We start from the raw sequence: 13,156 nt of genomic DNA on the forward strand, positions 1-13,156 counted from the left end.
GTCCACCTATCGCTACAGCGATACAAGATAATATGATCTTCAACGATACTTTCCTGATTAAGTGGTTCCCCTTATAATATCTACTTCTCCAAGACATTCTCACTCCACGGTACGATGTCATATATTCCATCCCAACCAAAATAGAGTTGATTAAGATATCTGCCTTTATATCCAATGATAAATAGAAGACCAAGCTCAACATAATGAAGTCCTAATCTTAATACAAAAAAACTAAAATCATTCGGTAATGGTTGAAATATCACCTTTTTTTTCGGGTGAACAACATTATTTCTAAAATCGGTAATTAGATGCGCAGAATCAAAATAATTTAGTTTTCGAACTTCTTCTAAATATGGAAAATTGCTTGGAATCGTCGTATTTATAATAAATTGTTGGATAAATAAACGAAAAATATCCGATGCTCTCTTTTTACTATATTCTTGTTCTTGCAGAATCCCCTTTTCTTCGACAAGATAACTCCAAGCCAAAGTTTCTAAAGCAATTTGGTTAGAAACTATTTTATTTTCAATTATTCCTTCCGAATGACATTCAAGATACCAGCTAAAAACATTAGTTAATACTTTCTTCCAGTATACATCTTGTAGTTTGGTATATATTAGCTGAAATATTTCGGAAAGTGCCTTATCATCCATAGCAGGAAACCAAGTTTTTCTATATCTCCATTTGTCTATTGAAGGGGTTTGATATTTCTTCCAGATAACTTCACCGTTTTCATCATAACCTTCAAGGTAGCATATACCGACGTGTCTTCCTGTAACGAAAGAAAGTGCCCAATGCAATGCTTCTTCCAAATCTGAAATACCTTTCGTTTCAAAAGCTTGTCCATCTTCTCTTTTAATTTGACAAAGATGTGTTATTGCATAACCACCCGTACTCTTGAGTGTTTCATATATCCTTTTCTCTTTGTAATCTGGTCTTTTGTCTATAGTAATATTCCACCCATCAATACTTATATTGAACCTGTTTCGAACGCCACCTTCTTTATATTTAACGTTCTCTCCACCAAAAGTATTGATAAGATTAGTAATCCCACACTTAATGTAAGCAACCTTTTTAGATTGCTTCTTCAATATGGAGGATAATATTTCACCTTTAATGTTTATACTTCCAGATAAATTATGACTAATTCCGCTTATAAACACATCTTCTACAAAATAATCGGAGATTTTTATCTTGGCTTTGTTCTGCTCCATATTGTCTGTATTGTGAAAATCATTATGGCTATGAATTGATGCTCCGTTTAATCTAAGCATTGGACTAGGAAGCCAGTTTAAACTTACTTCACCTATAAAAGAATGTTCTTTCTCATCATTGACGATTAGAATAAATTCACCACTATAGATAAGAATACTTTCATTAACCTCATATTCGAGGTAATTAGCTTCTAAAATATTATCAAATTCCAACAAAAATAAAGCCTCCTTCAGAGAAATAATTTCCAATACTCTTCTAACATAGATCATACCATATATTGGAACCCTTCTTTTGCGTACCTACATTTTAAAAAAATAAAAAAGCATCAATTGGATGCCTTCTTGTAAAATTAACACTTCATTTTTTCTCATATTGTAGGGATACTCTACTGATCAATAATCTCATCACATTCTTTGCAAAGCTCCGCCTTCAGTACATCTTGAAATCTAATCCAATCCCAATCCTCTGCCCCACTGAACGGGTCAATGGTGTCCAAACGAAATTCTCCATGCTTGCTGCGCGTCACTACACCCGAAATAGTACGTGGATGGTATTTGTCATATACGGTTAGTTGTACAGTTCTTTTGTAAATTTGGGATTGGCTAAGTGTAGCAGAGATGAAATGAATTTCTTGCTCATCGAGTACTTGACGCTGAATGTATTGCTTTTCTTCCTGAACTCTGATTGCGGACTCTTTATGTTGAGGAAGCATCATCCGACTTGATTCCCATAGACCGTTCATTTCTAGTTTCTTGCTCATCTATAATGCCCCCCAATTTTACCAGCCCTATCAGTTGCTAATCCAGCCTTCATAAGACTCGAAGCACGAATGATTGCTGTATTACCAAAACGGTCCTTTATGCCATCGACTACGCGATCAAGTTCACGCAATTTCGTTACATCTTCGAATAGGTCAAGTTGAGTAACGTCTTCCTCTGCAAGAGTTCCCAGCGTAACGCCTACCTTCCGAACGGGCAATCCGTTCCAATTGCGACGAAATATTTTACGTACTGAGTCGTAAACTTTCAATGTATGATTTGTGTTCAGTGGCATCTTACGTTGTTGACTGAAGCCTGTTGGAGAGTCATATGGCGAACACATACAGAAAACGTGGACTGTCCCGCTTGTAAATCCCTTCGACCTAGCATCGCGGCACACTTCTTCCGTTAACTCCAGTAGTACGATGTCAACCTCCTCAACCGTCAAATAATCGCGAGGTAGCGTCATAGCGTGGCCAATTGACTTTGGTGCGATATCAAATGTTCCAGGCGTGACAGGACTATCGTCTAATCCGTTTGCCGTTCTCCACATGACTTCCGCTTGAATATCGGATTGTTTACCGAAACGTGCACGGAATTTCTGCTTTAGTGTCGCTAATGGGGTTTTAGCCACATGACCTATTGTTGTCATACCAAGAGCGACAAAGTGGCGTGTCATTCGTGAACCAACTCCGTACATCTTATCAATGGATAAGGGCCATAGGAATCTCTCAACATCATCCTTGCCTAGCGTAAATATTCCACTCGCATTTTTCTTTGCGAAATTATCAGTTGCCTGCTTTGCAAGTATTTTAGTCGGTCCAATTCCTACTCGAATTCGAATGTTCATTGATGCAGCAACTTTTTGTTGAATCATTACTGCCAGTTCATCTGGCGTACAACCAAAATGATTGAGTGAACCAGTCACGTCCAAGAACTGCTCATCGATTGAAAATATCTCTACGAGATCAGTATATTTTTCGTATATACCTGTTATCGCAAGCGATACGTCAATATAGCGCTGCATGTGCGGACGCATTACAATAGCATTTGGGCAAAGTTGTAAGGCTTCACCAAGACGTTGGGCTGTAGTAATGCCAAAACCTTTTGCAATAGGACATGCCGCCAAAATAATTCCTGATCTCCTGGCCGGATCTCCAGCTACAACAACAGGTAAATTATCAAGACCAGGATGAGTAGCCTTTTCAACGCTTGCATAGAATGACTGACAATCTGATAGGAAAATTGTCTTTTCGCATTTTTTACTCATCTAAACGCGCCTCCGCATGTTCATCAGCGTAGTCATTAGTTCTGCTTTAACTAAGCTTCGTAACATCGTGAAATAATAGATATAACCTCGGACTTTGTATTCTACGTTAATACCGACTGCATTCGTGGTTGTACTGAGCACTTTGATATCTCTCTTCTTCATACTGTTCTTAATAATTTGTATTTGGGGGTAAATATCGCTCTCCACTTCTTTCAAATAAAAGAGAACATGGTTATATACGATTTTATCTTTATATATCTTCAGCTCCTCCATGTCCCTGGTTAACATATCGAGCAAAATGGGTAATAACGTATACTCTTTAATAATTTGAACATCCTCCGCATTCTCAAATCTTGATACAACACTCATCTTTTCACCGCCACTACAAAACGTATGTTCGTATAAATTATTATATACCGAACACGTATTCGCTATGCAAGTACTAAAAATAAAAAAATCCCCACTGGCCAATTACGGTCAATCAGGGATTTGCTTTCTATCCTTCAACAAGTGAGGTTATTCTTCGATTATAGACTAAGTTTACATCAACAAGCTCCTGAATGTGTCATTTAACGACAGCTTATATTAATGCTATGCCAAGTTAATTACAAGGCTGCCGAAGACTAATTATTGAAGCCCGGAGATCATGACTCCGTGCTTATTCACACATGTGGTTATCTTCCTTTAAGAGCGAAATAAACTGGAAATGAGATTGCAGTTGCAATGCTCAAACAAAAAATTGAACTTGGAATTACAATTTTTTTCATTTAACAAGACTCCTTAATTCCTTCAAATTCCATTAGTCACAGACTGCTCTAAGGTGTACCATTATTATGGGTGATGAAGAAAATGTTTATTCCTCCAATGCTTTTACAATACAGTAAAAACAATCTGGCATTTGATGACTCTTCCACTTTTGCCGAACTCAAGTGGGATGGCATAAGGTTGATTGTTTCTAATCTAGATGAATTAAATCTATATACAAAAAATACAAATGCAACAGATAAATATCCAGAGCTGCACAATCCACCTATTCCAAAAGGAACCATACTAGATGGTGAAATTGTAGTACTTAATGAACAAGGTCGAGCCGATTTCGAAGCGTGTAACACAGGATTCCGATCCAGCAAGAGTAGAAAGCCAGTCTTATTTATGGCGTTTGATATCTTGTACCACCGCGGCGTAGATGTAACTAGTATGCCGTTAGAACAACGAAAACAGCTTCTTGAAGAGGCAGTGCAGGAAAATGAAAACTACAGAATTGTACGGCCAATACAGGGAAGCACACAGGATTTCTTTAATATCGTATGTCAGCATGGACTTGAAGGAATTGTGATAAAAAAGAAGGCTTCGAAGTATGAAACGGATTTACGATTATCGCGCTCAATTCGCTCGTGGTCATGGCAAAAGGTAATTAATTATCAAAAAGCAGAAGTCTATATAACTGGATATAGCAAGAAGGAACATTCATGGCTACTTGGTTATCCCGATGGCGACAAAATTAGACCAATTGGTGCTTTGGAGTTGGGAATAACCCAGTCAGCTCGCCAATCCATGTGGCCAGTATTCCAGGCATACAAAAGTGGTGAGAGCAAAGATCACGTATTTGTTAAACCATTAGTACGTTGTAAGGTGAAGTACCGGGACTGGTATAAATCAGGTTTAATGCGTTTGCCTGTCTTCGAGGAATTTATTGTTTAGGGGTTGAGGTCATGGAATACAAAGTAAAGCATAAGGTAACCGGCGAGGAGAAAACATTGAGTCATCTTGAGATTAATGACATGTTGTATAATGATGCTAGGGAGATAATTGTGTTTGATATAGGAATGGAAGCCTATATTTTACTTGATGATAATTTGGAATTATAAAATAATTAAACCAAACTTTTAAGCACATAAAGCCCTTGGGATGCTTTCCTAATGGCTATTTCTTTTTGTTCGATTCTAATGACATGTTCAAACTGTCCATCTTGGATCCCCGATAAATCAAGACAATCGAACCCGCAGACCGCTTAGAGGCATGTTAATCTTGCAGCTCCGGCTGCCTATTGATTTAGGTAATGGTAATAACATTCTAACGTGCTACCACGTTTTACTAATGGAACCAAAAAAAGAGCTGCTTAAATGCAGCTCCCGTAATATAGTTCCACTTAGTTTAAACTTAGATTAACTATAAATGAACAAATCAAAATCCACGTAAACATAACCAAACCTTCTTTAATTCTACCTAAATTTAACAAAAGGTTCTCGTTAGCTTAATAAATAGAAACGAATCCCCTAATAGTAACGCTAATTGTGTTTAGCGACTATGGTGTATTCCTTCAAATTCTCTTCCCCCCACTCATACATTGCCTGTATAATTGGAGAAAATTTTAATCCTAAATCTGTTAATGAATACTCTACTCTTGGCGGAACTACCTTGAATACTTCACGATAGATTAATTTATCCTGCTCCAGTTCCCTCAACTGTTTTGTCAACATGGCCTCAGTAATCTCCGGAAAACATCGACGGATCTCTCCAAAACGTCTAGGCTCCTCTGAAAGATACCATAGTAATAAGAGTTTCCATTTCCCTCCTAACATTTGTTGAACTTTTGTTAAACCACAGTCAGGTGTACGGTACTTCGTATTTTTAGTCACATTTCTCCTCCTAAAATAGCCAAATGAAATCTCATTACTACCAAAAAACATAGTACATATTAAAAATAACAGTACTTGTTATTATTGCTTATAAAGAATAAGGTAATAGTACCACTTTTGCTGTGGTTTTAAAATAATTGTTTCATGAAGGATTATGAAAGAACAACTTTACGTGAGCATCTAGGAGTACCTTTTCAATATGGACGTGAGATCAATCAATTAGAAAGGATGTAGGCAGAACATGGTTCAACGTTTATCTATATTGGATATGGCTCCAGTCGATCATGAAACGTCAGCCAAACAAGCTTTATTAAATTCGGTTAAACTAGCGAGTAAAGCGGATGAACTAGGTTATGAACGCTTTTGGGTCACGGAGCATCATAATCTTTCCTCCGTAGCCAGCGCTTCGCCCGAACTGTTAATCGCTCAAATAGCTGCGAATACGCAGCGCATAAGGGTTGGTTCAGGTGGTGTCATGCTTCCCAATCATTCTCCGTTAAAAGTAGCTGAGAACTTCAAACTACTGCAGACGTTCTACCCAGATCGCATTGACTTGGGTGTGGGCCGTGCACCTGGAACTGACAGTAAAACTGCGCTTGCCTTACGTCGCTCTATGAGTTCATTAAACGCAGATAATTTACAAGAATTGCTTCGTGAATTAAGAGGATATGACCAGCCTTCAGAGTCATTGTCTGATGATTCATTTGCTCAGATAATTGCGATGCCACAAGACGCACCACTTCCGCCAATCTGGATTCTAGGGTCCAGCCCTTATAGTGCCCAACTTGCGGCAATTGAAGCAGCCAACTACTCTTTTGCATATCATTTCAATCCTGCAGGGGCAAAAGAAGCCATCTCATTGTATCGCAAGCTTTATCAAGCAAATCATGGCGCGTCAGCACCAGATGTTATATTAGGCGTTTCAGTAATCGGCGGAGATACGGATAAAGAAGTAGAATATCAAAAAAGAATCCTAAGTTTAAAATTTTTACAAAGTTTAGGGTACTTCAACGGTTTTGATCCACTGAAGGCACATGAGTTACGGTTTTCTGAAGCTCATCATCAAGCTGCACAATCGTTTTTATCTACGATAGTAATAGGTACGTGGAGCAAATTAAAGCCGAAATTGGACTTCTTGGCGGATACCCTAGGTGTCCAAGAACTCATCGTGTCAACTGCCCAAGAAGGCTTTGATACGCGATTAAAACTGTATGAGAAACTTGCTGAGTTCTATAATCTACAACCAAACTAAAAATATACCCATGAAAGGTGATATCAAATGAATAATCAAAAATTGATTTTAGTTACTGGCGCTACTGGATTACAAGGCGGTGCTGTTGCAAATGAAGCATTAAAACAGGGATTTAAAGTTCGTATTTTAGTTAGAGATGAAAATTCTTCTAAAGCCCAGGCGCTTATTCAAAAAGGGGCAGAAGCTGTAGTAGGTAACTTCGATGACCCATCCTCTTTGGAGAATGCTATGAAAAATGTCGATGCTGTTTTTTCTGTACCGATTTCTGGAGTGGATACCAATGAAACGGATAGAGAGAGGAAACAGGCTTTTGCATTAATTCAAAGTGCAAAAAAAGTTGGCGTAGAACAATTTGTGCACACTTCTGTTGCAGCCACAAGCAGATATACGGAGTTCCCAGATTGGGGAACAGGTTATTGGTTTGAAAAATACTGGACAGATAAGTGGGATATAGAGGAGGCTGTTCGTTCAGCAGGCTTTTCTTCATGGACTATCTTGAAACCAGCAAATATTATGGAAAATTTCACTGAGAAATTTGAGTTTATGTACCCTGATTTGAAACAAGGGGATATAAAAACTGTTGTGTTTGGTGATAGACGTATAGATCACATTGCAGTTGAAGATCTTGCTTCTTTTGTTTGTGCAGCCTTTGCAAATCCTGAAAAATTCAATAAACATAATATTGAGTTAGCTGCCGAATCGCTGTCATATAAAAAAATTGCCGAGATCATCTCGGAGGTCACAGGAAAAGAGCTTAAAATCACAACACTAGGTATTGAAGAAGCATTGGAGCAAGGAATTCATCCATTAGCTGTAAAAAGTGACCAATGGATTAACGTAGTTGGTTATAATGTAGATATTGATTTATTAAAGACTTACAATATTAAATTAACTTCGTTTAAAGAGTTTGCAGAAAAATATAAAGATAAGTTTAAAATAGATTAACCGCCAGTTAGATGAAAAAGCAGTCGCTCACAATGAGCGGCTGTTTTCACGGTTGAGAAGAACTTTATGTGTGTTTCATTTGATAGGCCGCTTAGATATGATTGACTTACTTTATCGGTCATGATGTCTGAGTTGTTTTATTGGTTTTAACCATCACTTCAATTTCTGGTTTTGGATAATTTTCCTGTTCGAGATTCTCCGGATCCTTTATTGACCACGTAACGTAAGTTAAATATTCGTCATTTGGCGCACGAACTTCCTCAAAGTCCGTTACAAGCTCTTCCCCAGAAGCTATAATTCTATATATAAGAGAAAGATTTGCTATGTTTGCAGCTACTTTTCTGTCAACAATATTTACAGTACTCATATTGCCTGGCTGAAGCTCAACACCTAATGCAACGTTACCTGTATAAAGATTCCTGCCAGATTCGGCATCATACGTGTTAGCTCCTTGCGCCAATCCAATCTTGCAAACGTAAATTGTTGATTTATTGTTTAGCCCAAACTCATGAGTACACTGTGCTTCCAAATATGCCTTGTATTCCTTTTCAAAATCTTCTCTTTTTATTTCTTCCGTTTTTAATTGCTCTGATTCTGTCATTATCTTTAATCGCTCCTTACATATTTTTCTTGAATCTCATATGCTCATTTTTAACCCATGGGAATTATTTAAGAGTAAGAAGCAGCCACCACTGTATTGTAAACAAATCTTAATGAAACCAATATTTTGTATCCTGGATTCTGATATTTCCTTATGAACATGTACGATTTCTTCAAGCAATTCATCCTATTAAGCACCTAATCCACCCTTGATTCATTATCATAGGTTAGTTTATCCATCCGTGATAAAAAAACTCATGTTACCAGATTTGAAAAACTATACAGAACAACCTCACTTCAATTAAAGTGAGGTTGTTTGATGGATTATTAAGTTGTTGAAATTTATTTATTTAACCACCAGAATTAATATTCGCATCATCGATACCATTATTGCTGCTGCTTTTTTTACTGCGATTTTGATTGGGTTTTTGGTTTTTTTGCTTTGCTGATTCTATACTCTTTTTTTGGTTCGTCATAAAGTTAGCCCACCCATCTGAGTAATTTGTAACACTCATATTATATGTTTTTATGAACAATCTACACCATCCATTTAGTGGACTTCTTGGGTCCTCTCTCATTCGTATAATTGATTTACATACAGGAGAAAACAAAGGTGTCAAAATAAATAATTTGAAGGAGAGAAGCCAAATGAAAAAGCAGTCCTTTTCGTTTTTCTTAAGTATCTGTTTCATGTTTCTATTATGTACAGGGGTATCGGCCGCGGATAATACAGGTATGACTGGTTCGGTTAATTACGGAAATGGTTCAGGGAATGGAATGACTACTACCAATAGTTACGGGACAAATAATGGTTATGGAACAAATTCAACAGCTACTTATCGAACAAATGCTGCTAACGATGACAATGATACCAATTGGGGCTGGCTTGGCCTTCTAGGGTTAGTCGGTTTAGCTGGGTTAAAAAAGCGGAATCGTGAACATACCTAAACATAAACAGTTTTCAAATAACCGTCTTTTTCTAAGGCGGTTATATTTTATTATCCACCCTCAAGAATCCAATATTAAAGGAAATGAGTGAATATATGTATTACTATAAAGAAGAACTGATTAATCAAATTGTTCCAGACAAACCTGATCCAGCAGCAGCTAAAGTTTTACAAGAAGCTCTAGGTGGACAATTTGGTGAAATGAGAACTATGATGCAATATTCATTTCAAAGCTCAAATTTCAGAGGTAAAGCTACACAGTACCGTGACTTAATCCGCGGCGTATTTTTAGAAGAAATTTCCCATGTGGAACTGGTTCAAAATACGATAAATCAACTGCTAAACGATTCGGGTAACTCCACAGCTGTGGGGAATGCAGGTATCGATGGCGCACCTCTTGATGAAGCCGTCAAACATGCAAATCCCCATCATTACATTGTTGGTGCTCAAGCTTCCTTACCCGTAGATGCAGGTGGTAACCCATGGAATGGTTCATGGGTGTATTCTCACGGTAATTTAATTAGTGATTTGTTGGATAATTTAGTTCTTGAATCAACGGGAGTACTTCAAAAAAGTAGAATTTATGAAATGAGCTCCAATAAAACGTTCCGGGAGACTCTTGGCTTCCTCATCGTTCGAGATAATGCTCACCAAAATGCTTTTGCTAAAGCTTTAGAAACGCTAGGTGTCGATTGGGGGAAACTTTTCCCAGTTCCTAATTACGATATAAATAAGTATCCTGAATGCAGAAAATTTGTAGAGATGGGTTATCATAATATTCAATTTAACTTTCGTTTAGACGATACGCGTATTGCTGAGGTCTACCAAGGTGCTTCACCAAGTAGAAATAAAGGACAGCTAATAGTTGCCCCGCCACCGATGGGATTCCCTGTTCCTCAACTACCAGACATGCCAAATGAGCATAGCCCAGGATTGCAAGATATGAATGTTTAAAACAAGCATACTTATAGGCTTACACCTGAATCATCAGGAATAAGCCTATTTTACTTTTACTTTAATGCACTTTACTTGTCGCTATCGGTATCATTATTGAAAATTTCATCCAGCTCTGAACTATGTTCGTTCGCTGCTGCCAGGATCCCTTCATCTACTTTATTACTCCCTTGAATTTGCTCCGCAGCTTCTGCTTGATTGTTCAATTGCTCAACAATTTGTCCAGCGCCATGAGCGCCTTGATGTCCTCGACTTGATGTCATCGTTGTTGCACCTTCCCTTTTCGATGAATGAACTTCCAGCTATATTATGATGTTATTTCCCACCATTATTCACGAATGTTAAACCTGAATAATAAATCTGGGTATATAAATATTTGCCAATCGTTTCTTTAAGAGCTTGCTTATAAAGTCCCCATTGGTTCGTTTTCGCGTCTTGTAGTTGTGTTATTGTAGTTAATGCAATCTTGCAATCCGACGTACTTTTTCCATCAATCCTCGGATTCTTTAACATAGCCCCGATACAATTTTGCCATCCGCTATACTCAGGGTAAGCACAAAAATCATTATACCGTCTTCAGATAACACTTTTCGATCTCGTAAAACAATATGACCTACATCTCCAATACCAAGCCCATCAACCAACGTATTTCCATTTGGAACATAAAAATGTTATCAGAAACAACACCAACAGCTTCAGCTAATAAACGGTGCTGATGGAGCATGCGATATTCCCCATGAATAGAGATAAAGTATTTTGGCTTCATTAATGTCAGCATGAGCTTCAATTCTTCCTGACTTACATGACCGGATACATGCATCCCTGTTACAGATCCGGAGCCGTAGATAACTTTAACTCCTGCCATCTTATGTATATCTGCATATTGCTCATTTACCGGTGTTAAATCAAACTTGAAATATCCTGTTGTACAACTACTCCTTGCTGGGTATTGAAGGTAACGCCTAAGCAATCCGGAATACTGTGGTTAGTCCGAAAAAAGCTTAACGGGATTTCCCCTAATATAAGGCTAGAATATGCATCTATTTCATGTAAGGTAGTCGTGTTAAGAAGCACATGTTCTTTTAGTTTTCCCTTAATAAGCCGAAGGTAAGTCGCGTAGCATAAATTGGCATGTTCAACTGTTTGATAATATAGGGAATACCACCAATATGATCCTCGTGTCCATGAGTTATAACCAAGCCCCTTACTTTATCTCTATTTTCAAGCAAGTAGGAGATAACCCAACAGGCTTTCATCTGGAAATTTAGATCCACAGTCGATAATGATGAGATCATCATTATTTTGAATGACATACATATTTTTGCCAATTTCGTTTAAACCACCGAGGGCAATTATTGAAAGCTTATCCTGATTTGACTCCAATAAAAAACCTCCATAGCTTGTTCGATTAAATTTTAGGTGAATTTCGACGCTTGATAATCGTACAAATAAAACATTTCATTTTTTTCCCTTTTAACAATTGCTCATTCTCGCAAAGTAAACAACGCATGTGATCACCTCTGTTGTAATGTGTCCAAAAGTTATAGTGAAAAATTCACTTTACAGTAACTTTATCCTAATTGAAGTTACAACTATTAAGTATATTTGGACATAATATCGAGAAGTTTATTTCACTTTAAAATAAGGGGGGACACTAATGGAACATACTCATTATGGGGATATGGATGATACTTTGGCAGATAATTATATACCGATGACTTCCGTTAGAAGCGGTGTCGGTGAAGTAGTTAGCGACGATCTATTCTGCTTTACCAATCAGATCGTCAACATAAGTTTGGTTGGCACTGCCGATGATTGGGTGTTAGTTGATACGGGTATGCCACAATCCGCAAACCGTATTTTGAAAATGGTTAAAGATCATTTTGGCGTAGCTTCGAAACCAAAGGCCATCGTTCTAACGCACGGGCACTTTGATCACGTTGGTGCTGTTGTTGACCTTGTCGAGTCTTGGAATGTATTGGTGTATGCCCACGAATTAGAAATACCTTATTTAACCGGCCAAGCCAATTATCCAGAACCTGACGGGTCCGTTGAAGGTGGTATTATTGCTAAATTATCACCTTTCTTTCCTAATGAACCGATCAACCTTGGAAGTCATGTTCATCGTTTACCATCAGATGGCATCATCCCTGGAATGTTCGGATGGCGATGGATCCATACGCCAGGTCATACGCCTGGACATGTCTCGCTATTTCGAGATAAGGACAGGGCACTTATTGCTGGTGATGCATTTATAACGGTTGAACAGGACTCACTATACAAGGTCTTAACTCAGAAAAAGCACCTGACAGGGCCTCCAGTATACTTTACAACCGATTGGCATGCAGCTGAGCAGTCTGTAAGAAAGCTAGAATCTTTAAAGCCAAGTGTTGCAATATGCGGTCATGGGGTACCTATGTCTGGTGAGGAACTGGCGTGCGGATTATCACAACTGGCAACGGATTTCAAAAATATAGCTGTCCCCGATCATGGCCGTTATGTAGATAACAATATTCATTGATATAGATTGATGGGCACATGAATTGTAAAGTGACACAAGGGTATGATAATCAAGT

General features: G+C 38.0%; 15 protein-coding genes and 1 pseudogene. 7 read left to right on the forward strand and 9 right to left on the reverse strand.

The window, feature by feature from the left end:
• Positions 1-80: 80 nt before the first annotated feature.
• The 4 genes from HQN88_RS06665 to HQN88_RS06680 form a co-directional block, all read right to left on the reverse strand.
• Entirely contained in the window at positions 81-1,430 is a 1,350-nt protein-coding gene (locus HQN88_RS06665) for a YopA family protein (RefSeq protein WP_173109434.1), read from the reverse strand.
• 170 nt (positions 1,431-1,600) lie between these two features.
• Positions 1,601-1,975, reverse strand: a complete 375-nt coding sequence (locus tag HQN88_RS06670; RefSeq protein WP_173109435.1) for a YolD-like family protein — start codon at positions 1,973-1,975, stop codon at positions 1,601-1,603.
• Positions 1,972-3,243: a DNA polymerase IV gene (locus HQN88_RS06675; RefSeq protein ID WP_173109436.1), complete on the reverse strand. Its 1,272-nt coding sequence runs from the start codon at positions 3,241-3,243 to the stop codon at positions 1,972-1,974. Before HQN88_RS06675 ends, HQN88_RS06670 begins: the two co-directional genes overlap by 4 nt.
• Positions 3,244-3,612: a YhjD family protein gene (locus HQN88_RS06680; protein WP_173109437.1), complete on the reverse strand. Its 369-nt coding sequence runs from the start codon at positions 3,610-3,612 to the stop codon at positions 3,244-3,246. It abuts the gene before it with no gap.
• A gap of 471 nt (positions 3,613-4,083) precedes the next feature.
• Between HQN88_RS06680 and HQN88_RS06685 the strand changes: the two genes are divergently transcribed.
• Complete coding sequence (locus HQN88_RS06685; protein WP_246320102.1) at positions 4,084-4,944, forward strand: ATP-dependent DNA ligase; 861 nt, start codon at positions 4,084-4,086, stop codon at positions 4,942-4,944.
• 11 nt (positions 4,945-4,955) lie between these two features.
• Positions 4,956-5,111: a hypothetical protein gene (locus HQN88_RS06690; protein WP_173109438.1), complete on the forward strand. Its 156-nt coding sequence runs from the start codon at positions 4,956-4,958 to the stop codon at positions 5,109-5,111.
• Between the two features lie 420 nt (positions 5,112-5,531).
• Here HQN88_RS06690 and HQN88_RS06695 read toward each other — a convergent pair whose 3' ends face one another.
• Positions 5,532-5,882 (reverse strand): winged helix-turn-helix transcriptional regulator, encoded by a 351-nt coding sequence (locus tag HQN88_RS06695; RefSeq protein WP_274318787.1) that lies wholly within the window; start codon positions 5,880-5,882, stop codon positions 5,532-5,534.
• 241 nt (positions 5,883-6,123) lie between these two features.
• Between HQN88_RS06695 and HQN88_RS06700 the strand changes: the two genes are divergently transcribed.
• Together HQN88_RS06700 and HQN88_RS06705 are read left to right on the forward strand one after the other, a co-directional pair.
• Complete coding sequence (locus HQN88_RS06700; protein WP_173109439.1) at positions 6,124-7,134, forward strand: LLM class flavin-dependent oxidoreductase; 1,011 nt, start codon at positions 6,124-6,126, stop codon at positions 7,132-7,134.
• A 27-nt stretch (positions 7,135-7,161) separates the two neighbouring features.
• Positions 7,162-8,079 carry an NmrA/HSCARG family protein gene (locus tag HQN88_RS06705; RefSeq protein WP_173109440.1) on the forward strand — a complete coding sequence of 306 codons (918 nt, stop codon included), beginning with the start codon at positions 7,162-7,164 and terminating at the stop codon, positions 8,077-8,079.
• 118 nt (positions 8,080-8,197) lie between these two features.
• On the opposite strand, the gene HQN88_RS06710 is transcribed toward HQN88_RS06705, so the two are convergent.
• Together HQN88_RS06710 and HQN88_RS38045 are read right to left on the reverse strand one after the other, a co-directional pair.
• Entirely contained in the window at positions 8,198-8,680 is a 483-nt protein-coding gene (locus HQN88_RS06710; protein WP_173109441.1) for a hypothetical protein, read from the reverse strand.
• Positions 8,681-9,029: 349 nt separating this feature from the next.
• Positions 9,030-9,155, reverse strand: coding sequence for a hypothetical protein (locus HQN88_RS38045; protein ID WP_274318786.1), 126 nt, complete (start codon positions 9,153-9,155; stop codon positions 9,030-9,032).
• A gap of 172 nt (positions 9,156-9,327) precedes the next feature.
• On the opposite strand from HQN88_RS38045, the gene HQN88_RS06715 reads away from it, so the two are divergent.
• Together HQN88_RS06715 and HQN88_RS06720 are read left to right on the forward strand one after the other, a co-directional pair.
• Complete coding sequence (locus HQN88_RS06715; RefSeq protein WP_246320062.1) at positions 9,328-9,627, forward strand: WGxxGxxG family protein; 300 nt, start codon at positions 9,328-9,330, stop codon at positions 9,625-9,627.
• Between the two features lie 95 nt (positions 9,628-9,722).
• Positions 9,723-10,580 carry a manganese catalase family protein gene (locus HQN88_RS06720; protein ID WP_173109442.1) on the forward strand — a complete coding sequence of 286 codons (858 nt, stop codon included), beginning with the start codon at positions 9,723-9,725 and terminating at the stop codon, positions 10,578-10,580.
• A gap of 71 nt (positions 10,581-10,651) precedes the next feature.
• Here HQN88_RS06720 and HQN88_RS06725 read toward each other — a convergent pair whose 3' ends face one another.
• Entirely contained in the window at positions 10,652-10,843 is a 192-nt protein-coding gene (locus tag HQN88_RS06725; protein ID WP_173109443.1) for a hypothetical protein, read from the reverse strand.
• A gap of 52 nt (positions 10,844-10,895) precedes the next feature.
• Positions 10,896-11,963 (reverse strand): annotated as a pseudogene (locus tag HQN88_RS06730) (ribonuclease J).
• 274 nt (positions 11,964-12,237) lie between these two features.
• On the opposite strand from HQN88_RS06730, the gene HQN88_RS06735 reads away from it, so the two are divergent.
• Positions 12,238-13,101: an MBL fold metallo-hydrolase gene (locus HQN88_RS06735; protein ID WP_173109444.1), complete on the forward strand. Its 864-nt coding sequence runs from the start codon at positions 12,238-12,240 to the stop codon at positions 13,099-13,101.
• The last annotated feature ends 55 nt before the right edge of the window (positions 13,102-13,156 follow it).

The sequence above is a fragment of the Paenibacillus qinlingensis genome (genome assembly GCF_013204845.1).
In the GTDB taxonomy this organism is placed as follows: Bacteria; Bacillota; Bacilli; order Paenibacillales; family NBRC-103111; genus Paenibacillus_E; species Paenibacillus_E qinlingensis.

Excerpts from the sequence above, each read along its gene's own strand:
- HQN88_RS06670 (WP_173109435.1), bottom strand. The coding sequence starts at position 1,975 with ATGAGCAAGAAACTAGAAATGAACGGTCTATGGGAATCAAGTCGGATG.
- HQN88_RS06675 (WP_173109436.1), bottom strand. The coding sequence starts at position 3,243 with ATGAGTAAAAAATGCGAAAAGACAATTTTCCTATCAGATTGTCAGTCA.
- HQN88_RS06680 (WP_173109437.1), bottom strand. The coding sequence starts at position 3,612 with ATGAGTGTTGTATCAAGATTTGAGAATGCGGAGGATGTTCAAATTATT.
- HQN88_RS06685 (WP_246320102.1), top strand. The coding sequence starts at position 4,084 with ATGAAGAAAATGTTTATTCCTCCAATGCTTTTACAATACAGTAAAAAC.
- HQN88_RS06690 (WP_173109438.1), top strand. The coding sequence starts at position 4,956 with ATGGAATACAAAGTAAAGCATAAGGTAACCGGCGAGGAGAAAACATTG.
- HQN88_RS06700 (WP_173109439.1), top strand. The coding sequence starts at position 6,124 with ATGGTTCAACGTTTATCTATATTGGATATGGCTCCAGTCGATCATGAA.
- HQN88_RS06705 (WP_173109440.1), top strand. The coding sequence starts at position 7,162 with ATGAATAATCAAAAATTGATTTTAGTTACTGGCGCTACTGGATTACAA.
- HQN88_RS06710 (WP_173109441.1), bottom strand. The coding sequence starts at position 8,680 with ATGACAGAATCAGAGCAATTAAAAACGGAAGAAATAAAAAGAGAAGAT.
- HQN88_RS38045 (WP_274318786.1), bottom strand. The coding sequence starts at position 9,155 with ATGACGAACCAAAAAAAGAGTATAGAATCAGCAAAGCAAAAAAACCAA.
- HQN88_RS06715 (WP_246320062.1), top strand. The coding sequence starts at position 9,328 with ATGAAAAAGCAGTCCTTTTCGTTTTTCTTAAGTATCTGTTTCATGTTT.
- HQN88_RS06720 (WP_173109442.1), top strand. The coding sequence starts at position 9,723 with ATGTATTACTATAAAGAAGAACTGATTAATCAAATTGTTCCAGACAAA.
- HQN88_RS06725 (WP_173109443.1), bottom strand. The coding sequence starts at position 10,843 with ATGACATCAAGTCGAGGACATCAAGGCGCTCATGGCGCTGGACAAATT.
- HQN88_RS06735 (WP_173109444.1), top strand. The coding sequence starts at position 12,238 with ATGGAACATACTCATTATGGGGATATGGATGATACTTTGGCAGATAAT.